This window comes from Nocardia sp. NPDC058518 (assembly GCF_042719655.1).
Taxonomy (GTDB): Bacteria; Actinomycetota; Actinomycetes; order Mycobacteriales; family Mycobacteriaceae; genus Nocardia.
This window is the reverse complement of record NZ_JBHXNJ010000010.1, coordinates 25,177-45,856: the sequence shown is the minus strand read 5'-3', so window position 1 is coordinate 45,856 and position 20,680 is coordinate 25,177. Positions and strand designations below refer to the sequence as shown.

Genomic DNA, 20,680 nt, shown 5'->3' with positions numbered 1-20,680 from the left:
CGTCATGCCTCCTTGACGAGCGAGCGTGCCGTGCCACCCACAGCAGCGAAATCGTATGCGGTTTCCGCGTGCTCGGCCTCGTCCAGGCCCGCCGACTCGGACTCTTCGCTGGCGCGCAGGCCGATCGTGAACTTGATCGCGTACGCGATGACGGCCGTGGCGACCAGCGAGTAGGCCAGGACGACGAAGGCACCGACAGCCTGCAGCTTCAACTGCTCGATCCCACCACCGTAGAACAAGCCGGTGACGCCCGCCGGAGCTTCGCTCGCAGCGACCAGACCGACCATCAGGGTGCCGACCAGACCACCGACAAGGTGGACGCCGACCACGTCGAGCGAATCGTCGAAGCCGAAGCGGAACTTCAGGCCGACGGCCAGGGCGCACAGCGCACCGGCGACCACACCGATGGCCAGGGCGCCGACCACGTTCACCGAGGAACAAGCCGGGGTGATGGCGACCAGACCGGCGACGATGCCCGAGGCAGCGCCGAGCGAGGTCGGGTGACCGTCGCGGATCTTCTCCACGAGCAGCCAGGCCATCATCGCGGCGGCGGTGGCGATCGTGGTGGTGAGGAAGGTGGCACCGGCGATGCCGTTGGCGCCCAGCGCCGAACCGGCGTTGAAGCCGTACCAGCCGAACCACAGCAGACCGGCGCCGAGCATCACGAAGGGCAGGTTGTGCGGACGGAACGGCGTCTTCGGCCAGCCCTTGCGCTTGCCGAGGATGAGGCACAGGACCAGACCGGCGGCGCCGGCGTTGATGTGGACCGCGGTACCACCGGCGAAGTCGATCGCCTTGAGGTTGTTGGCGATCCAGCCACCGGCCTCAGCGGTGTAACCGTCGAAGGCGAAGACCCAGTGCGCGACGGGGAAGTAGACGACCGTGGCCCAGATTCCGGCAAATACGAGCCACGAGCCGAACTTCAGGCGGTCGGCGACCGCGCCCGAGATGAGTGCGACCGTGATGATCGCGAACATGAGCTGGAAGGCGACGAAGACCGTCAGCGGGATACCCGCGGTGATCGGGGCCGTCGGGTCCTCCGGGGTCGCCGTGAACAGCGGGATGCCCGCCGAATCCGCGGCGGTGCCACCGAAGATGCTCTTCAGACCGAAGTACTGGAGAGGATCACCGATCAGGTTGCCCTTGTCCTCGCCGAACGTCATCGAGAAGCCGTACAGACACCACAGAATGGTGACCAGGCCCATCGCGGAGACGCTCATCATGATCATGTTCAGCACGTTCTTGCCACGGACCATGCCGCCGTAGAAAAACGCCAAACCCGGCGTCATCAACAGCACGAGCGCTGCCGACGCCAGCATCCAAGCGGTATCACCGGTATCCGGTGTACCGATCAGTGGAAATGCCACCTTGTCTTCCTCCTCATCTCGGGCCTCGCCGATGACGGCAAAAGGACCTGTACAGAAGGGTCGCCACTCGGTGTTTCATCCGTTGAGCTGTGGTGTTTCGCCTGAGTGAACGGATAGCGCTGTTGTGTTGCATCCACGTTTCGTGTGGTTGGCATGAGCCTGTCAGCTCACGGTGAGGTTGGTACGGAGGTGGGATTCGCCGCGAGTTCGCGCGGCGATTCGCCGCGGCGCCGTTTCCCGGGAACAGTGATGTCAGCCCCGGAAAACAGCGATGCCCGCCCGATCGCTGGATCGGGCGGGCATCGATGGGAATCGCTACGCGGCGCCCCCGAGCAGGGCGTCGACGAATGCACCCGGCTCGAACGGGGCCAGATCGTCGGCGCCCTCGCCGAGGCCGACGAGTTTCACCGGCACACCGAGTTCGTGCTGCACCTGGAACACGATGCCGCCCTTGGCGGTGCCGTCGAGCTTGGTGAGCACCACGCCGGTGATGTCGACGACGTCGGCGAACACCCGCGCCTGCATCAGGCCGTTCTGGCCGACGGTCGCGTCGAGGACCAGCAGCACCTCGTCGACCTCACCCTTCTTCTCCACGACCCGCTTGACCTTGCCCAGTTCGTCCATCAGGCCGGTCTTGGTGTGCAGGCGGCCCGCGGTGTCGATGAGGACCGCGTCGACACCGCCGTCGATGCCCGCGGTGACCGCGTCGAAGGCGACGGCGGCCGGGTCGGCGGCCTCTTTACCGCGCACGGTCTCGGCGCCCACCCGTTCGCCCCAGGTCTGCAGCTGATCGGCGGCGGCGGCGCGGAAGGTGTCGGCGGCGCCGAGCAGGACGCGGCGGCCGTCGGCGACGAGCACGCGGGCGAGTTTGCCGGTGGTGGTGGTCTTTCCGGTGCCGTTGACGCCGACGACGAGCAGGATCGCGGGCTTGTCGCCGTGTGGGAGGGCGTGGATGGAACGGTCGAGTTCGGGGCGCAGCGCCTCGATGAGCACGTCACGCAGCGCGCCGCGGGCCTGCTCGGGAGTGCGCACGCTGCGCGAGGCCATCTCCTCGCGCAGGCGTTCGACGATCTTCGCGGTGCTCGCGGTGCCGATATCGGCCAGCACCAGGGTGTCTTCGATCTCCTCCCACGAATCCTCGTCGAGGTCGCCGCCGCCGAGCAGGCCGAGCAGACTCTTGCCGACCGCGTTCTGGGAACGCGCCAGGCGGCCGCGCAGGCGGACGAGGCGGCCGGTGGTGGGGTCGATCTCTTCGATCGCGGTGGTGGTGGCGTCGGCCGGGATCGGCGCCGCGGTGGGCGCGGCCTCGGCGGGCGCTGTGTCAGCGGGCGCGGTGGTGGTGGGCGCGATCTCGGTGTCGGGCTCGGCCGGTGCGACCGTGTCGAGGGTGGACGCGTCGTCGGGGACGACCACCGTCTCGTCGACGACGACATCACCCTCTGGCAGCGGAACATCGGTGATGCCGCGGCGCGGGGCGTCACGCGGGACCGCCGCGTCGTCGCCGACGTGCGGTTGGCCGTCGGTGTCGGTGCGCTCCGGGACGGGCTCGGGCTTGGGCAAGGTGGCCGTCGAGCCGCCCTGGCTGAAGTTGAACCCACCGGACGCGGTGTAACCACCGGAGCGGTCCGTCAACTCCTTGTCCGGCTCGGGCGGCGCCAGCGAAATCTGGCGTCGCTTGTACAGGACGAAACCCGCGACGAGCGCCACCAACAGGACGGCGGCGATCGCGGCGATCAGGATCCACGCTTGCGAACTCACCCGGCGAGTCTATTCGTGCGGGCAGTTACCGCACGTCGGCGGCGTCTGCGGGGCAGGTCGGCGAGCCGTATCCGGGCGCGTCGCGGTGTGGCGGAAACACTACAGATTCGTTGTCCTGCGGAACTTCTGGCGCTTGCCCCATAGGATCGGCGGAGTGACCGATCGAAACGTGCTTGGGGGGCCGCTGGAAGAGTGCGGCACCGATCCTCTCACGGGCTTCTACCGGGACGGCTGCTGCAGCACCGGTCCGGAGGATCTCGGCAGCCACACCGTGTGCACCGTCGTGACGGCGGAATTCCTGGAGCATCAGGCCTCCATCGGCAACGACCTCAGCACCCCCCGCCCAGAGAACAATTTCCCCGGCCTGCAACCGGGCGACCGCTGGTGCGTGGTGGCGGTCCGCTGGTTGCACGCCCACGAGGACGGCGTAGCCGCTCCCGTGGTGCTGGCCGCGACCCACGAGAACGCGCTGGAGGTCATCTCGATGGACATCCTGCGCAAATACGCGGTAGACGTCCCCGACGACGTCAGCGACCTGCTGTAGGCAGTAACCCCTGATCACGCGAGAACATCGGGTTCAGTGCCCCACCCGGCCGGTGTCGTAGGCCCACATCGCGATCTCGACCCTGTTCCGAGCGCCGATCTTGGTCAGCAGGCTCGCGACGTGGGTCTTGGCGGTCGTCACGCTGATGAACAGCTCGGCGGCGATCTCGGCGTTCGTGCGGCCGATAGCGACCAGTTTCAGCACCTGCTCCTCGCGCGGGGTGAGCGGCTCGATCGGTTGGGTACGGCGTTTCGGTGAGGCCCCCGCGGCGAGGGTCGCCAGCAGCCGTCGGGTGATGTTCGGCGCGATCAGGGCATCGCCGACGGCGGCGGCATGGACGGCCTGCACCAGCAGCTCGGGCCCGGCATCCTTGAGGAGAAATCCTCGGGCGCCGGCCCGAAGCGCGCCGTGGACGTACTCGTCCAGGTCGAATGTCGTGATCACCACCACCGCGATCGGGTCAGGGACGTCGCGCCCTGCGAGGAGCTCGGTCACCTCGATGCCGTCCAGCCCTGGCATCCGAATGTCGACCAGGCACACATCGGGGCGGAGCTGACGCGCCAGCTCGACGGCGGCCTTGCCGTCGGCGGCTCGGCCGACGACCTCGATGTCGGGCTGGGCGTCAAGGATCATCGACAGGCCGGTGCGCACCAGGTCTTGGTCGTCGGCCACCAGCACGCGCACCGTCATCGGGGTATCTCCGTCGGCAGCTCGGCGTCGACCGCCCACCCGCCCTCGGGCGTCGGCCCGGCGCGCAGCGTGCCGCCGAGCAGCCGCGCGCGCTCGGTCATCCCCAGCAGCCCGAAGCCGTGGGTCGCAGGCCGCGCCGGGTCGATCCGGCCGTCGTCGGTCACGCGGATCCGCAGCCTTCCCGCGCCCTCGGCGACCCGGATCTCCACACGTGAGGCGTTTCGGGCGTGCCGCAGTGCGTTGGTCAGCGCCTCCTGCGCTATCCGGTACACGGCTGCGTCGACCGGGGGCCGAAGTCCGGCCAGATCACCTGCCAACTCGACGTCGACGACGGGGTCCGGGTCGCGGCGGGCGAGGGACACCAGGTCGGCGACGCCGGGTTGGGGAGCGTACTCCGCCGGTGCTCCGTCGCGCAGCACCCGGACCATCGCCCGCATCTCCGCCAGTGCCCGCGACGCTTCCCCTTCGATGACCGAAAGCGCCTCGAGCGCCGCTTCAGGTCGCTGCCCGGCCATCGCCCGGCCTGCCTGCGCTTGCACAGTGATCGCCGAGACGTGGTGGGCGACCGAGTCGTGCAGCTCGCGCGCGAGGCCGACGCGCTCCTGGCTGCGGACCTGGTCGAGCGCCCGGCGCCAACTCTCGGCGCGGTAGCGCAACGCCGCACCTCCCGCCACCACCGCCGCCAGGACGGCGAGCCCGCCGAAGAGCTCGGACGGCCCGGTGTAGTCGGTCGCAATGCTGAACACCGTGGCGACGGCCACCACCGCCAGCCCGATCACGATCTGACGCCCTGAACCCCAGCGGACCAGCGCGTAGACGAGCACCAGGATGAAGCTCATCGTGTGCAGGCCCACACCCTGGATCCCGGCCAGCCGGCTCGCCAGTCCCAACGCCATGCCGGTGCCGAAGGCCACCACGACGCAGACCAACGGGTGGGTACGCCGCCACAGCAGCACCGGCGCGAGTCCGACCGTCACGATCGTCACGACCAGCCGCCAGGTGACGTCCTCTCGCAGGGTTCCTTCGAGCAGCGCCGCCACTATCACCACACCGACCAGCACCCGGTCGCGCCACGGCTGTTCGGGCGGGTCGGCGGCGCGGGGCTCGTCCCACAGCGAGCGCAGGGCGGTAGGGATCACACACCGAGCCTAGAGACTGCCGAGGCGTCGGAGATCCGCCGAAAGAACGAGACGTTTCCCCTCCCATCGGTCGAGGCGGGTCCGGCCTCGACGCCGATGTGGCGGAAGGCCTGTCGCAGCGAGACTTCCGTCATGATCACTGTCGACCACCTGACCAAGAGCTATCGCGGCGTGACCGCCGTCGACGACGTCTCGTTCACCGCCCGACCGGGCCGCGTGACCGGCTTCCTCGGCCCCAACGGGGCAGGCAAGTCGACCACGATGCGGATCATGGTCGGCCTGAGCCCAGCCACCTCCGGCCACGTGGAGGTCCTCGGCGGCCGGTACGCCGACCTGCCGAACCCGGGCATCGAGATCGGGGTACTCCTCGATGCCTCGGCCCAGCACGCCGGCCGTACCGGCCGCGAGGTGCTCACCGTCGCGGCCCGCACCATGGGGCTGCCGACCAGCCGGGTGCCCGAGATGTTGCGCCGGGTGTCGCTGACGGAGAAGGAGGGCGACGGCAGGGTCCGCAACTACTCCCTCGGCATGCGGCAGCGGCTCGGCATCGCGACCGCTCTCATCGGCGACCCCGCCGTCCTGGTCCTCGACGAGCCCGCCAACGGCCTCGACCCCGCCGGCATCCGCTGGATGCGCGATCTGTTGCGCGAGTTCGCCGACCAGGGCGGCACGGTGCTGTTGTCCTCACACCTCCTGCACGAGATCGAGGTCATCGCCGACGACCTGGTCGTGATCGGGAACGGCCGGATCGTCGCTGAGGGGACCAAGCAGGATCTGCTGTCGACGGCCGGGACCGTCGTCTCGTCCGCGGACAACACCCGGCTGGCCGGCGCCCTCGCGGACGCCGGCATCGGCGCCTCGCCCTCGGGCGCAGGCTCGCTCCACACCCACGCCGACCCACACCACGTCGGCAGGGTCGCCCTCGCGGCCGGCATCGCCCTGACCGAACTGCGCCCCGCGGACGGCGCTGGTCTGGAGGAGATGTTCCTCGAGCTCACCGCGGAATCCCAGCGCGACAGCAACTTTCCCGGAGAAGGGGCAGCAGCATGACCACCCAGACCGCAACGACCGCCGACCGCGCCGTACATCCGATCCCGACCAGCCGGATCATCGGCGTCGAGCTGCGCAAGATGTTCGACACGCGCTCGGGCTTCTGGCTGCTCACGAGCATCGGCGTCCTCTCGGTCGTGGCGACCGCGGCCGCCATCATCTTCGCCCCCGCCAGCGCGCTCAGCTACCAGACCTTCGCCACCGCGCTCGGCTTCCCGATGACGCTGATCCTCCCCATGATCGCGATCCTCGCGGTCACCAGCGAGTGGAGTCAGCGCACCGGACTGACGACGTTCACGCTCGTACCGAGCCGGGGGCGCGTCATCGGCGCCAAGGCGATCGCGACCATCATCGTCGGGATCGTCTCGATGCTGGTGGCGTTCACGATCGGAGCCGTCGGCAACGTGGTGGGCTCCACCCTCGCCGGGGTCGACACGGTGTGGAACATCGGACCGGCTCACGCGGCTCAGATCGTCCTGGGCAACTTGGTGGGGATGGCCATCGGTTTCACCCTGGGCGTGGTGCTGCGCAACTCCGCAGGCGCCATCGTCGGCTACTTCGCGCTGTCCTTTGTTCTCTCCGGCATCCTGGTGCTGCTGGCCCGGGTGAGGGAATGGTTCACCGACCTCCAGCCCTGGATAGACTGGAACCACACGCAGATCGCGCTGTTCGCGGGTCAGACGTCCTCGGCACAGGAGTGGGCCCAGCTCGGATCGACCACGATGATCTGGATCATCATCCCGCTCGTCATCGGCATGGTGCTGCTGCGCCGCTCCGAGGTCAAATAGCCGGTCCACCGGTTCACACTGCGTCAGATGCGAGAGTTCCGGTAGTTTCCGCCCGAAGGGCCCAACACCCGACTACTCGAAGTCCCCCGGCCCGATGCGAAACCCTGCCACCCGTCACAACCCGGCGAAAAGTCGCGGGGAGCTGCGTTGGCGGTGTGCCTTTTGGCGGCAAGCCGGCGAGCAGTAGCGCGCCGGTCTGCCGGTGGCCGGTCGGCGGACGGGCGCGCTACAGACGGGGCAGGGTGCCGGGATTTCGTTACTTTCCAGCGTTTCGTTACGGTCGGTTCTCGCGGGTTCCGTTACGGATAGTGGGCGGGTTCGCAGGGCGTCGAGGATGAGGGCGACGGCCGGGGCGAGGGGGTCTTCCGCGCGTCGATGTCGTTGGATCGCAACGCATCCGGTGAAGATGTCGAGCACGTCGGTGACGACCACGTCGGGGCGGACCGCGCCCTGACGTTGGGCCGAGGCGAGCAGGGCGCCCAGTGCGCGATGGAATCGGTTGCCCGCGCCGCGGAGCAGGGCGCGTGGCCAGCCGTCGTCGGATTGCACCAGGTCGCAGAGGTCTTTGTTGCCGGGCGTCGTGACGATGACATGGGTACAGAGGGCGAAGAAGGCCGAACCGGGGTCCGGATCGGTGAGATGTTCGGCGGCCAGCGCGGCCAATCCGTCGACACGCTGCTGCATCACCGCTTCCAGCAGATCGGTTTTCGTCGGAAAGTGCCGGTGGACGGTGCCCGCGCCGACACCGGCGCGGCGGGCCACCTCGGCCAGCGAGACCGTGGTCCCGCGTTCCGCGAGCGCGCGCTGAGCGGCGGCCAGGATCTGTGCGCGGTTGCGGCGCGCATCGGATCGGATCGCGGGTTCCGCGCTGTTGCCGACCGTCATTTCGTTACGCCTTCCCTGTACGTGACCTCGCCAACCGGGTGCAATCGCCCGTAACGTCCGGCATACGGGTTGACCGACCCGATTGTAGGCACACGATCGATCACGAAACGGAGCTCCTCCGCGATGACGTCAGCACTTCCCGTCCTGATCACCGGCGCCACCGGCAAGCAGGGCGGCGCGACCGCCCGCCGGTTGCTCACCGAAGGACACCGGGTCCGAGCTCTGGTGCGCGACACCGACTCCCCCGCTGCCCGCGCACTGGCCGCCCTGGGCGCCGAATTGGCGGTCGGCGACTTCGACGACCCCGCATCGCTGCGTGCCGCGACCACCGGTACCCGAGCCGTATTCCTCGTTCCGCCAGCCGATTACAGCGCGAAGGGCTGGGGCGAAGACACCGAGGCCCGTCGCGGCATCGCCATGATCGACGCCGCCCGAGCCACCGGTGTCGAGCAGATCGTGTTCACCGGCGTCGCCACGATGGGCGCCGCGGAATCGTGGGGCCAGCAGGGCAAACGGCAGATCGAAGAGGCCCTGGCCGCAGTCGGCTTGCGCTACACCGTGTTGCGCCCCGTGCGGTTCATGGAGAACTACCTCCTCCACGACTCCCCTGTAGACGGCATCCGCGAAGGCGGCGAGCACCGGCACCTGTTCCCCGCCGATCGCCCGCTCCAGATGATCGCCGTCGACGATATCGCCGCGTTCGCCGCCCTGGCCTTCGCCGACCCGGACACCTGGCACGCCCGCATCCTCGAGCTCGCGGGCGAGGCCATCACCCCCGTCGAGGCGGCCGCCACGATCAGCGCCGCGATCGGCCACCCCATCCACTACCGCGAGGTCACCGAGGACGAGGCCGACGCGATCGGACCCCAGCTCGGCAACACCTGGCGCCTGATCCGCGAAACCGGCGGCTGGCACGCCGATCTGCCCGCGTTGCGCTCACTGCACCCGGGGCTGACCTCGCTGCGCGACTGGTTGGCACGCGGTGGCACCCAGCGGATCCTCGAACGGATCGGGGCGCAGGCCCCCGCGAACTGACCTGGGCGACTCCGCCGACCCGACGATCTCAGACCGAGGCCGACACCGGGTCGGGGTCGGTGACCTCGGCTCGGTTCAGCCGCTGGGAGATCACCTGGGTGATGCCGTCGCCACGCATGCTCACCCCGTAGAGGGCGTCGGCGATCTCCATGGTCGGCTTCTGGTGGGTGATGACGATCAGCTGGCTCTTCTCGCGCAGCTGCTCGAACAAGCCGATGAGGCGGCGCAGGTTGGTGTCGTCCAGCGCGGCTTCGACCTCGTCCATCACGTAGAACGGTGAAGGGCGGGCGCGGAAGATCGCGACGAGCAAAGCCACTGCGGTGAGCGACTTTTCGCCGCCGGAGAGCAGCGAGAGGCGTTTGACCTTCTTGCCGGGCGGGCGGGCCTCGACCTCGATGCCGGTGGTGAGCATGTCCGACGGGTCGGTGAGCACCAGCCTGCCCTCGCCACCGGGGAACAGTTTCCCGAACACGCCGACGAATTCGCGTTCCACGTCGGCGTAGGCCTCGGTGAACACCTGAAGGATGCGGGCGTCGACCTCGGCGACCACGTCGAGCAGGTCCTTGCGCGCGTTCTTGACGTCTTCGAGCTGGGTGGCGAGGAAGGTGTAGCGCTCCTCGAGTGCCGCGAACTCTTCCAGCGCAAGGGGGTTCACCTTGCCGAGAGTGGTGAGGTCCTTCTCGGCGCGCTTGGCGCGGCGCTCCTGGGTGGGCCGGTCGTAGGGCATCGGTTGGGGTGCGCTGACCTGTTCGCCGCGTTCCTTGGCCTGCTCGTACTCGTGTATCTCCAGCGCCGAGGGCGGCAGCACCACGTCGGGCCCGTATTCGGCGACGAGATCGGCGAGTGCGATGCCGAACTGTTCGGAGATGGTCGTCTCGAGCTGTTCGATGCGCAGTGCGGCTTGGGCTTTGGCGACTTCGTCGCGGTGCACGGCATCGGTGAGCTGGGCCAGCTGGGTGTTCAGCGCGCGGGCGCGTTCCTTCACCTGTTCCAGCGCCGCGGCGCATTCGCCACGGCGACGGACCAATTCGTCACGTCGCGCCGCGGCGGTGGCTACCACCTGCTCGAGTTCATGCTTGATCTTGGTACCCGATTCGGCGACCGCCGCGGCCACGGCGGCCGCTTGGCGCCGAGCGGCCTGCGCACGTTCGGCGCGGGCCCTGGCCTCCCGCTCACCACGGGCGGCCCTGCGCAGCGAATCCGCTTTGCCGCGAACGGATTCCGCGCGTTCCTCCGAGGTGCGCACGGACAGGCGTGCCTCGACCTCCATGGTCCGGGCTTCGGCGAGCGCGGCGGCGGCTTCTTCGCGGGCGTACCCCGCGGTCTCGGTGCTCGCGGCGCCGAAACTGTCGTCGCTGCCGTCGTGCTCGATCTCGGCGTGCCGCAACCGGTCCTCGAGTTCGGCCAGCGAGGCCAGCGACTTCTCCCGCGCCGCTTCGGCTTCCGCGCGCTGGGTGGCCAGCCGCTCCCCTTCGGTCTGCGCGGCGCGCGCACTCTGCCCGACGCGGGCCAGCCGGTCGTAGATCGCCAGCAGCGCCTGGTCCGATTCGTGCAGCGCCATCAGCGCGTGGTCGGCGGCGTCCTTGCGGTCGGCCTGTTCGGCCAGCGCCCCGGCCAGCGCCGCCTCCAGCTCCTCGGCCCGCCGTTGCGCGGCTGCCAGTTCCGCTGTGGCGGTGTCGATATCGGCCTGGACCTCGAGCTGGCTCGGCATCCGTTCCGAACCGCCGACGATCCAGCCCGCACCGGCCAGATCACCGTCACGGGTGACCACCCGTAGTTCCGGGCGCAGCGCGACGAGCTCGGTGGCGGTCGCCAGATCCTCGACGACCACGACGTCGGCGGTGAGCGCGGCCAGCGCGGGTCGCACCTGATCGTCGCCATCGAGCACGTCGGCGAGCCACTGCGCACCGGCGGGCAACGCGGACCGCTCGGCCGGAATCGTCGCGCCGGTCGCGAAGACGAACGCCACCCGACCACCGTCACCGCCGCGCAATTCCCGCACCGCCGAGTCGGCGGTCGTCGCGGTATCGGCGGTGATGGCATCGGCGAGCGGACCGAGCAGCGCGGCGACAGCGGCCTCGAATCCGGGCTGCACGCGCAACAGGCCCGACAGCCGTCCGCCGAGCCCGCTCACGCCGTGTTCGAGCAGCCAGGCCGCACCGTCCTTGCGGGCCAGGTTCATGCCGAGAGCTTCGATGCGGGCACCGAGCCGGGCGACGAGCTTGCTCGCCTCACGGTCGAGTTCACGCAGTTCCCGGACCCGCTCGTCGGCCAGTCCCTGCGCGGCGACGGCGTGTTCGTGCTGGGCGTCCAGCCCCTTTTCCCCCGCGTCGAGCTCGCCGAGTTCGTCCTGCACCGAGTCGTATTCGACCTGCGCGGTCTCACCACGGTGGCGGGCGTCGGCGATGGCCACGGACAGGCGCGCGATCTCGGCGTCCACGGACTGGGCTCGGGTGCGCAACGTGTCGACCTGGCCGGACAGCCGGGCCAAGCCTTCGCGCCGGTCGGCGATCGCGCGCACGGCCGCCAGGTGCGCCTGCTCGGCGGCCTTGGCGGCGTGCTCACGCTCGGCGAGGGCTTCGCGCGCGGCTTCGAGGGTCTCGGTCGCCATCTCGACCGCGTACCGCAGTTCGGCCTCTTCGGCTTCGATCCGGTCGGCCTCGGCCTCGAGCTGATCCGGGTCGCGTCCCGTGCCGACCGGAGCCTCGGTGTGCAGGTGCCTGGCCCGGTCACTGGCGATGCGGATGGTGGCGTTCACTCGTTCGGCCAGTGCCGAGAGCTGGAACCAGGTCTGCGCCGCGGCCTCGGCACTGGGACTCAGCCGCGACAGCTGGAACTCCTGCTGCGCGAGCGCGGCGTTGGCGGCGTCTAGTTCGGTCTGCACGTTGATCTGCTGTTCGCGGGCGTAGGCCTCTTTGCTGAGCTGAGACTCCAGTTCGCCACGGCGGGTGACCAGATCGTCGGCGGCCAGGCGCAGCCGGGCGTCGCGCAGGTCGGCCTGCACGGTCTGCGCGCGGCGGGCGACCTCGGCCTGGCGGCTGAGCGGTTTGAGCTGGCGTCGCAGTTCGGTGGTGAGGTCGGTGAGCCGGGCGAGGTTGGCCTGCATCGCGTCGAGCTTGCGGACCGCCTTCTCCTTGCGCCTGCGGTGCTTGAGCACACCCGCGGCCTCTTCGACGAACGCGCGCCGGTCCTCGGGCCGCGATTCCAGGATCGCCGACAGCCTGCCCTGACCCACGATGACGTGCATTTCGCGCCCGATACCGGAGTCGGACAGCAGTTCCTGCACATCCATCAGCCGGCACGTGCTGCCGTTGATCTCGTACTCGCCCGCGCCGTCGCGGAACATCCGCCGGGTGATCGACACCTCGGCGTAGTCGATGGGCAGCGCACCGTCGGAGTTGTCGATGGTCAGCGTCACCTCGGCACGCCCGAGCGGTGCCCGCCCGACGGTCCCGGCGAAGATGACATCCTGCATCTTCCCGCCCCGCAACGCTTTGGCACCCTGCTCACCCATCACCCAGGAGAGCGCGTCCACGACATTGGACTTACCGGACCCGTTCGGCCCGACGACGCAGGTAATGCCCGGTTCGAAGCGCAAAGTGGTCGCAGACGCGAAGGACTTGAACCCCTTCAACGTCAAGCTCTTCAAATGCAAGAGAGCTCGTCCGCCTCTCCGCGATTCGGGCCGGACCTAGGTGCGTGTAGGCATCGCACGCGGCCAGCGGTGATGAGGGTGACTCGAGTAGCCGGTTCCCGATGAGTTACCCATGTGCTCGCGAAAGCTTAGCGGATGTAGCGGCAGGTTTGCGGTCAGTGCGGGCCGTGGGGGTTCATGTGCTTGGCTTGCTTCTGCAGTTGGCGCAGGTGGGTCTCGGTGCCAGGGCTCGCTTCCCAGCCGGTGATCACCCGGAAGACCAGGACAGCGCCCCATGGGCCGATCACCCACATCGGCCAGAAGTAGGTGAGCTCGCCCGCGGTCAGCGAGATCAGGCCCCAGATGACCAGCACGATCACGCTGACGCCGAGCCAGCTACCCGCCTCGATGCGCTGCCAGATCGGGAAGCGGGTACCGGACTTGCGTTCGGTGGGCGCCGCGGCCTGCTGTTGTGTGGTCAGCGGCGGCAGGTCGGACAGGACGAGCGCGAGGTCGTCGCGCGTGGTGGTCGCGTAGACCTTGGCCACGCGCAGGTCGTATTCGCCAAGGTCGAGCCTGCCGTCGGCCAGATGCGTACCCAGCTGGGCGACGATCGCGTTGCGTTCGGCGTCGGACGCGCGCGTACCCGGGGTGATATCCATGCCGACGTCCTCTCGGTCACATCCACGATGGAGTGCTGGTTTCCAGCGTCCACCCTCCACAGTGCGATGTCAACCGCTCACCCTCGCTCAGAGGATGGCGAACGCCACCACGAGACCGAGCGCGAAGTGCGCGGCGGCGACGACGAGGACCTCGGGGGTGTAGGTCTCGGCGTGCAGCGTGCGGCCGATGTCGACGCCGGTGACCTTTTCGATCACCCGCACCGAGATCACCTGCGCGATGATGCCGACCAGGCCGTACACGATCGCCGCGATGAGCCCTTCCGACAGCTTGCCGCTGCCGCCGGTGGCCAGCACCGCGAACACGACGATGAACGCCATGCTGATCATCCCGGCCGCCGAGACGATGATCGCGTTCGGCTTGCCCGCCACCACCAGGTCGCGCAGCTTGCCGGGCGTGGTCAGGTCGATGGCGAAGAAGCCGATCAGCATCAGGACAAGGCCGATCAGGCAGTACAGGATGATGGCGCCGACGCCTTCACCGAGCGCACTCCAATAACCCGATTCCAGGGCGAGGGCGGTCATCGTGGTCCTTTCGAACAATGTTGTGAGGTCAGGTGTCAGTCGACGATGCGGTGCGGCACGAACGCGGCGCCGTCATCGGTGATCAGGCCGGCGGTCTCGCGAATGCCGAGCCCGGCCGCGGTGTCACCCACGACCCAGGCGCCGAGCACCGGGCGCATCCCATCGAATTCCGGTAGCGGGTCGAGCAATTGGTAGACGAAACCCTCGGCGCCGTAGACGCCGCCGGTCGCGGTCTCCATGCCGGGGCCGACGATGGTCATATTCGCGCCCTCGCGGCCGAGCTTGGGTTTGCGAATGTATTCGGTGAGCTCGTGCGGGTTGTCGAGGTAGGCGGGCAACAGGTTGGGGTGGCCGGGATACATCTCCCACAGGATCGCCAGGATCGCCTTGTTGCTCAGCAGCGTGGTCCACAGCGGTTCGATCCACGCGGTCGCGGGCAGGCTGCCGACGACGCGCTTGCCGAAATCGTCGTCGATGATCCACTCCCACGGATACAGCTTGAACATCGCCTCGATCGGCGCCTCGGCCAGATCGACGAACCGGTTCAGCTCGGTATCGAAACCGACTTCCTCGATCGGCAGCGCGACCGTGTCGAAACCGGCTTCGGCCGCGGTCTCCTGCATGTAGGCGGTGGTGACGTTGTCCTCACCGGTCGCGTCGGCGCCCGACCAGGTGAAGTGCAGTTCGGTACCGGGCAGCACGCCGCGCAGTTCGGTCCAGCGCTCCACCAGTTTCTCGTGCAGCGAATTCCATTGGTCGCCACCGGGATACACCTGCTGCAACCAGTGCCACTGGATGATCGCGGCCTCGAGCAGCGAGGTGGGGGTATCGGCGTTGTATTCCAGCAGCTTGGCCGGGCGCCGCGCGTCGTAGCGCAGGTCGAAGCGGCCGTACACGTAAGGGTCACTGCGACGCCACGATTCGGCGATCGGGCCCCACGTCCATTCCGGCAGACCGAAATCGGCGAAGCGCTCGGTGAGTACCACGTGTTCGGCCGCGTGCAGGCACATCGACTGCAGCAGTTCCACATCGGCTTCCAGCGCGAGGATCTCGTCCATCGAGAACTCGTAGTGCACCGACTCGTCCCAGTACGGCCGCGGCTGACCGCTGGCGTCGCGGCCCGGTGCGCCGTAGACCAGACCCTGCTTTTCGATGATCTGCTGCCAGTCCTGGCGCGGTGTGCTCTTGTTGCGCCGCATCTACGTCCCACTCCCCCCGGTCGACTTGCTGCCGAGTCCGCCGCGCTGCACCGTGGTGCCACTCTTGGTCTTGATCTCGGCATTGCGCGGTTTCACCGACGTGCCGCCCGTGGGTGGCTTGCCGATCGTCGGTGTGCCGCCGTAGTGGTAGCGGTACTGCGGCCAGCCCAGAATCAGCAGTCCGCCGCCGTGGCCGCCACCGGAGCCGTCACTGCGGAAATTGGTCTTGCCGTCGCCGCAGTTCTCATCGGGGACAACGACTTCCTGCCCGTTCTCGTCGATCTGCACGCACGAGGCCGTCACCTGGTCGGGTGCGGTGACCGCGCGGTAGGCGAGGTAGCCACCGCCGACCAGCGCGGCGACGCCGACGATGGCGACACCACCGATCATCACGCGTTTGCGGTTGCGCCGCTTCTCCTCTGCCGCCGCGGCCGCCGCCCGCTCAGCTTCCTCGGCTTGCCTGCGGGCCTTGTCTCTGGCGCGCGCCTCGCCGACCGTCGGCGGACGCGGCTGGGTGACGCCGGGTTCCTGCCTGGCCATCCGACCGGGACGCGGCTGATCGACAGGATGCCCGCCCGCGCCGAACACCGGCGGCGTCGGCCCTGCGTTCGGATCGGATGGTGTCGAACTCGCATCCGGTGCGGACCATCCCGCGCCGGGATCGGGTGGCGTCCACGGGGACCTGTCCGGCTCGCCGTTCGAGGGTTGTTCCGGTCGATCGGGCGGTCCAGGGTTCTGTGTGCTCACCGCTGCCGCCCCCTAGCCCCCGAAGTCACCACTAGCGCTCCTCGAATCCCGTCATGTCGCCCCGCGCGGGCTCCCAGCTTTCCACAACCAGGTCTACCCGCCCGGGTGCCGGCCCGGACAGAGCATGTCTCACGTGCCCGACGGGTTGCGAACTATCGGGCGCCTCGCCGGACCGTAGCAGTTCCAGCAATTTCTCGCCCGCCGTTCGTGGCCCTTCGGCGACAACGTGGACGCGTCCGTCGCGGTGATTGCGTGCGTAGCCGACCAGCCCGAGTTCCAGTGCGCGCGACCGCGTCCACCACCGGAACCCCACGCCCTGCACGTACCCGTGCACCCACGCACTCAGCCGAACCGGCTCCTCGCTCATGCGTCGATGTTGAACGTCAGTGTCACCTTCGTGCCCGCTTTGAGCGTGCGGCCCACGGTGCACACCTTGTCGACGGCGCGCTGCACGGTGACCAGTAGTCGTTCGCGCGCGGCCTCGTCGAGTTCGGACAGATCGAGTTCGAGGACCTCGTCGAGCTGCGGGTAGAGCTCGTTCTCGCGGTCGGCGTCGCCGGAGACGCGGATGGTGGCGTCGAACTCGTCGCCGAGGCGACGCGACAACGGCAGGTCCGAACTGAGCCCGGTGCACCCGGCGAGTGCGATCTTGAGCAGCTCACCGGGAGTGAAGGCGCCGGGAACACCCTGGGAGGCGATCAAAACCTCCGCGCCACGGTTACTGCGCCCGGTGTATGCACGGGTTCCGGTGCGTTCGACCCACAGTTCGGTGGGGGCATTGTTCACGGTTGCGGTCTGCTCAGCCATGCCTTGATCCTGCCATTCGCTCGAGGACGATCCACGCCTGGGAACGCCACCGCCGCCACCGGCATTCCGGTCACGTGACCCGGCGCACGCTCACTCCTGGAAGCGATAGCCCATCCCGGCCTCGGTGAGCAGGTGACGCGGGTTCGCCGGATCGTCCTCGAGTTTGCGCCGCAACTGTGCGAGGTAGACCCGCAGGTAATGGGTCTCGGTGGCATAGGCCGGACCCCATACCTCGCGCAGGAGTTCCTTGCGCCCCACCAGTTTTCCGCGATTGCGCACCAGCATCTCGAGCATTCCCCACTCGGTGGGCGTGAGGTGCACGGCCACGCCCTGCTTGGTGACCTTCTTCGCGGCCAGGTCGACGGTGAAGGAATCGGTCACCACCACCGGGTCGTCGCTCCCGGCGTCGGCGGCCCCACGCCGAACCGCCGCACGCAACCGGGCCAGCAACTCGTCCATCCCGAACGGCTTGGTGACGTAGTCGTCGGCCCCCGCGTCGAGCGCCTCGACCTTGTCGGCGGAGTCGGTGCGCGCCGAGAGCACGAGCACCGGCGCGCTACTCCAGCCACGCAGCCCCGCGAGCACCTCGATGCCGTCCATATCGGGCAGCCCGAGATCGAGAATCACCACATCGGGATGCTTCTCGGCGGCGGCACGCAGCGCGGCGGCACCATTGCCCGCGGTGATCACCTCGTAGCCGCGCACCGACAGATTGATCCGCAACGCCCGCACGATCTGCGGCTCGTCATCGACCACCAGAACTTTCACGGCTCCGCCACTGCGCGTATCTTGGCCGGACTCAGGTGGGGCGACCGGCATCCGGGCGGGCGGCGGTTTCGGCGTAGCAGTGGGTTCTCCGGTCCCGCCGGAGTTACCCATGTGCTCACTTGTCGGCATCGTTGTTTCCTGTGAAGGGGGCGGGCAGGTCTACCAGCATGGTCAGACCGCCGCCCGGTGTGGGTTCGGCGTGGACGGTACCGCCCATCGCCTCGACGAAACCGCGCACGACCGAAAGGCCGAGGCCGACGCCGGTGGTGTTGTCCCGGTCGCCGAGTCGCTGGAACGGCTCGAACAGGTCCTCCTCGGTGCCCGCGGGAACGCCGCGTCCGGTGTCGACGACCGCGATCGACACCCGGTCGCCAACGTGTTCGGCGGTGACACGAACAGGTGTGTCACGGCCGGAGTGGTGCAGGGCGTTGTCGAGCAGGTTCGCCAGCACGCGTTCGAGAAGACCGCTGTCGGCGAGTACCGACACCTCGCCGACCTCGACTTTCACCCGATCCATCGCCGCGCGCCGCAATCCACGTGCCCCCATCCCGACGCTCACCAGCGCGCGGTGCACCGCCTCGTCCATGTAGACCTGCCGCAACTGCGGGCTCACCACACCGACGGCCAGGCGCGACGAATCGAGCAGGTTGCCGACCAGCGCGGTCAGCTGGTCGACGGATTCCTCGATCGCTTCGAGCAGTTCGCCGGTGTCCTCGGCGGAGAACTCCACATCGTCGCTGCGCAGACTCGACACGGCGGCCTTGGCACCGGCCAACGGCGTGCGCAGATCGTGGCTGACTGCCGAGAGCAGTGCCCGGCGCAACCGATCGGCCTCGAGCAACGCCGCCGCGGCACTGGCTTCCTCGGCGAGCCGTTCTTGCCGGACCAACCCGGCGGCTTGATTGGCCACCGCGTTGAGCACCGGCCGTTCCCCCGGGTCGAGTGGGTGCCCGGCCAGCAACAGCAGGCTCGTCGCGTCACCCGCTTCGATGACCGTCTCGGCATCGTCGGAACGTCGCGGTGGATTCGTACCGACCTCGGCGACCACCACGTCACCGCACAGCATGCTCACCGCCCGCTGCCCATAGGCCTCACGCACCTGTTCCAGCAGATTCGGCAGGTCGGCGCCGTGCAGCACCGCACCGGCGAACAGGGTGAGCAGTTCGGCTTCACGAGACGCCTTGCGCGCCTGCCTGGTTCGTTTGGCCGCGACATCGACCAGCGCGGCGACCGCGACCGCCACGATCAGCAGCACCACCACGGTGACGAAGTTGTCCGGTTCGGCGATGGTGAGGCTGTAGCGCGGAGAGGTGAAGAACCAGTTCAGCAACAGCCCCGACAGCAGCGCCGACACCGAGGCGGGCACGACACCGCCGAGCAGCGCGACCGCGACGACACCGACGAAGAACATCGCGCTGAGCCCGCCGAGTTCGAGGAATCCGTCGAGCGTCGCCCAGCAGACCACGCTCACCAGCACCGGCACCAGCAGTGCGGCGATCCAGGCGAACAGCGGCTGACGGACGCGCAGCGGGTTGCGGCGCACACCCTGGTTGGCCTGCTCATGGGTCACCATGTGGACGTCGATCTTGCCCGAACGCTGCACCACCGTCGACCCGATGCCCTCGTCGAGCATCCGCGCCCACCGCGACCGTCGCGAGGTCCCGAGCACCAACTGCGTGGCGTTGACCTCCCGCGCGAATTCCAGCAGCGCGCCAGGCACATCGTCGCCGGTCACAGTATGTAGCGAGGCACCGAGCCCGGCCGCGAGTTCACGCAGCCGAACCATCCGCTCGGTCGACACACCGGCGAGCCCGTCACCACGAACCACGTGCACCACCACGAGATCGGCGCTGGACTTGGACGCGATCCGCCCCGCCCGGCGCACGACCGTCTCCGATTCCGCCCCGCCGGTGACCGCGACGACGACTCGTTCGCGCGCCTCCCACAGCTCGGTGATCTTGTGATCGGCCCGGTACTTGGCGAGCGCGGCGTCGACCTGATCGGCCAGCCAGAGCAGTGCCAGTTCCCGGAGCGCGGTGAGATTTCCGGGCCGGAAGTAGTTACGCAGTGCGGCATCCACCTTGTCCGCCGCATACACATTTCCGTGCGAGAGCCTGCGCCGCAATGCTTCCGGCGTGAGATCGACCAGCTCCACCTGATCGGCCGCACGCACCACCGCATCTGGCACTGTCTCGCGCTGCTCGATCCCGGTGATCTGGGCGACCACATCGTTGAGGCTCTCGAGGTGCTGCACGTTCACCGTCGAGATGACGTCGATACCAGCGTCGAGGAGCTGTTCGATGTCCTGCCAGCGCTTTTCGTGCACGCTGCCCGGCGCGTTGGTGTGCGCGAGCTCGTCGACGAGCACCACGGCGGGCTTGCGCGCGAGCACCGCGTCGACGTCGAGTTCGGGCAGCTCGGTCCCGCGATAGCCGACCAGCTTCGTCGGGATCCGTTCGATGCCGTCGAGCAGTTGCGCGGTCTTCGCGCGACCGTGCGTCTCCACCAGCGCGGCCACCACATCACGGCCGCGCTCGAGCCGCCGGTGCGCCTCGCCGAGCATGGCGTAGGTCTTGCCCACGCCCGGCGCCGCACCGAGATAGATGCGCAGTTGTCCGCGTTTCACCTGTCCATCATCGCGTGTCGCCGAGCCTCGACTGTAGGGCGCACCGGCAACACGCCGACCGACACCATCGGCGTATGCGAGGTGTTCAGCCGACCGAGCACCCGGATCAGCAGCAGCGATCCGACAAAACCGAAGATCACCGCAAGGGTCACTACCGACACCGCGATCTCACTTTCCGTGCACAAGGGAACCGGCGGCGCCGTTCGCGTACCGGTGCCCACTTTCTACCGTCCGAACAAACGCCTGATCTCGATCTTTACGGTGTGTTGACGGCTATCGGGCGTGCTTTGACGGCATCCTCACACCCATCGCCCACCCACCGCGTCAACATTCCGCAAAGGCATGGCCGCCGGGCGCTAAGGAGTCGTAAGGAAGCCACGCCGAGTCGCGATCCGGCGTTTCACTCACCTAGGTGCTCCACCTCGGAGCACAAGGAGG

The 20,680-nt window shown here is 68.7% G+C and carries 19 protein-coding genes; 4 read left to right on the top strand and 15 right to left on the bottom strand.

The genetic code is table 11. The features are described from left to right. Positions 1–2: 2 nt before the first annotated feature. Positions 3–1,367, bottom strand: coding sequence for an ammonium transporter (locus tag ACFWPX_RS18810; protein WP_378928487.1), 1,365 nt, complete (start codon positions 1,365–1,367; stop codon positions 3–5). A 315-nt stretch (positions 1,368–1,682) separates the two neighbouring features. Beyond that, positions 1,683–3,125, bottom strand: coding sequence for a signal recognition particle-docking protein FtsY (gene ftsY / locus ACFWPX_RS18805; RefSeq protein WP_378928486.1), 1,443 nt, complete (start codon positions 3,123–3,125; stop codon positions 1,683–1,685). A 154-nt stretch (positions 3,126–3,279) separates the two neighbouring features. Here ftsY and ACFWPX_RS18800 point away from each other — a divergent pair, with 154 nt between their 5' ends. Then, positions 3,280–3,669 carry a DUF2237 family protein gene (locus ACFWPX_RS18800; protein WP_019048221.1) on the top strand — a complete coding sequence of 130 codons (390 nt, stop codon included), beginning with the start codon at positions 3,280–3,282 and terminating at the stop codon, positions 3,667–3,669. A 33-nt stretch (positions 3,670–3,702) separates the two neighbouring features. On the opposite strand, the gene ACFWPX_RS18795 is transcribed toward ACFWPX_RS18800, so the two are convergent. Next, positions 3,703–4,359: a response regulator gene (locus ACFWPX_RS18795; RefSeq protein WP_378912422.1), complete on the bottom strand. Its 657-nt coding sequence runs from the start codon at positions 4,357–4,359 to the stop codon at positions 3,703–3,705. Next, the gene (locus ACFWPX_RS18790; protein WP_378928485.1) at positions 4,356–5,498 is read right to left on the bottom strand and encodes a sensor histidine kinase; all 1,143 of its coding nucleotides are present in this window, start codon (positions 5,496–5,498) and stop codon (positions 4,356–4,358) included. The genes ACFWPX_RS18795 and ACFWPX_RS18790 overlap by 4 nt, the downstream gene beginning before the upstream one ends. Positions 5,499–5,630: 132 nt before the next feature. On the opposite strand from ACFWPX_RS18790, the gene ACFWPX_RS18785 reads away from it, so the two are divergent. Both ACFWPX_RS18785 and ACFWPX_RS18780 read left to right on the top strand, forming a co-directional pair. Beyond that, complete coding sequence (locus ACFWPX_RS18785) at positions 5,631–6,548, top strand: ABC transporter ATP-binding protein (protein WP_378928484.1); 918 nt, start codon at positions 5,631–5,633, stop codon at positions 6,546–6,548. Next, positions 6,545–7,336: an ABC transporter permease gene (locus tag ACFWPX_RS18780; protein ID WP_378928483.1), complete on the top strand. Its 792-nt coding sequence runs from the start codon at positions 6,545–6,547 to the stop codon at positions 7,334–7,336. The genes ACFWPX_RS18785 and ACFWPX_RS18780 overlap by 4 nt, the downstream gene beginning before the upstream one ends. Positions 7,337–7,450: 114 nt before the next feature. On the opposite strand, the gene ACFWPX_RS18775 is transcribed toward ACFWPX_RS18780, so the two are convergent. Beyond that, positions 7,451–8,221 carry a TetR/AcrR family transcriptional regulator gene (locus ACFWPX_RS18775; RefSeq protein ID WP_378928482.1) on the bottom strand — a complete coding sequence of 257 codons (771 nt, stop codon included), beginning with the start codon at positions 8,219–8,221 and terminating at the stop codon, positions 7,451–7,453. Between the two features lie 123 nt (positions 8,222–8,344). Here ACFWPX_RS18775 and ACFWPX_RS18770 point away from each other — a divergent pair, with 123 nt between their 5' ends. Next, complete coding sequence (locus ACFWPX_RS18770) at positions 8,345–9,256, top strand: NmrA family NAD(P)-binding protein (protein ID WP_378928481.1); 912 nt, start codon at positions 8,345–8,347, stop codon at positions 9,254–9,256. A 28-nt stretch (positions 9,257–9,284) separates the two neighbouring features. Here ACFWPX_RS18770 and smc read toward each other — a convergent pair whose 3' ends face one another. The 10 genes from smc to ACFWPX_RS18720 form a co-directional block, all read right to left on the bottom strand. Further along, a complete protein-coding gene (gene smc, locus ACFWPX_RS18765; protein WP_378928480.1) occupies positions 9,285–12,911 on the bottom strand; it encodes a chromosome segregation protein SMC in 3,627 nt (1,208 codons plus the stop codon). A 155-nt stretch (positions 12,912–13,066) separates the two neighbouring features. Then, positions 13,067–13,552, bottom strand: a complete 486-nt coding sequence (locus tag ACFWPX_RS18760; RefSeq protein WP_378912429.1) for a DUF1707 domain-containing protein — start codon at positions 13,550–13,552, stop codon at positions 13,067–13,069. Between the two features lie 87 nt (positions 13,553–13,639). After that, entirely contained in the window at positions 13,640–14,095 is a 456-nt protein-coding gene (locus ACFWPX_RS18755; RefSeq protein ID WP_378912430.1) for a DUF350 domain-containing protein, read from the bottom strand. Between the two features lie 35 nt (positions 14,096–14,130). Beyond that, entirely contained in the window at positions 14,131–15,294 is a 1,164-nt protein-coding gene (locus tag ACFWPX_RS18750) for a glutathionylspermidine synthase family protein (RefSeq protein ID WP_378912431.1), read from the bottom strand. After that, a complete protein-coding gene (locus tag ACFWPX_RS18745; protein ID WP_378912432.1) occupies positions 15,295–16,041 on the bottom strand; it encodes a hypothetical protein in 747 nt (248 codons plus the stop codon). 31 nt (positions 16,042–16,072) lie between these two features. Then, positions 16,073–16,408, bottom strand: coding sequence for an acylphosphatase (locus tag ACFWPX_RS18740; protein WP_378912433.1), 336 nt, complete (start codon positions 16,406–16,408; stop codon positions 16,073–16,075). Then, positions 16,405–16,848 carry an OsmC family protein gene (locus ACFWPX_RS18735; RefSeq protein WP_378928479.1) on the bottom strand — a complete coding sequence of 148 codons (444 nt, stop codon included), beginning with the start codon at positions 16,846–16,848 and terminating at the stop codon, positions 16,405–16,407. Before ACFWPX_RS18735 ends, ACFWPX_RS18740 begins: the two co-directional genes overlap by 4 nt. Positions 16,849–16,938: 90 nt before the next feature. Beyond that, the gene (locus ACFWPX_RS18730; RefSeq protein ID WP_378912743.1) at positions 16,939–17,667 is read right to left on the bottom strand and encodes a response regulator; all 729 of its coding nucleotides are present in this window, start codon (positions 17,665–17,667) and stop codon (positions 16,939–16,941) included. 64 nt (positions 17,668–17,731) lie between these two features. Continuing rightward, positions 17,732–20,242 carry an ATP-binding protein gene (locus ACFWPX_RS18725; protein ID WP_378912434.1) on the bottom strand — a complete coding sequence of 837 codons (2,511 nt, stop codon included), beginning with the start codon at positions 20,240–20,242 and terminating at the stop codon, positions 17,732–17,734. Further along, positions 20,239–20,403: a hypothetical protein gene (locus ACFWPX_RS18720; RefSeq protein WP_378912435.1), complete on the bottom strand. Its 165-nt coding sequence runs from the start codon at positions 20,401–20,403 to the stop codon at positions 20,239–20,241. The genes ACFWPX_RS18725 and ACFWPX_RS18720 overlap by 4 nt, the downstream gene beginning before the upstream one ends. Between the last annotated feature and the right edge of the window lie 277 nt (positions 20,404–20,680).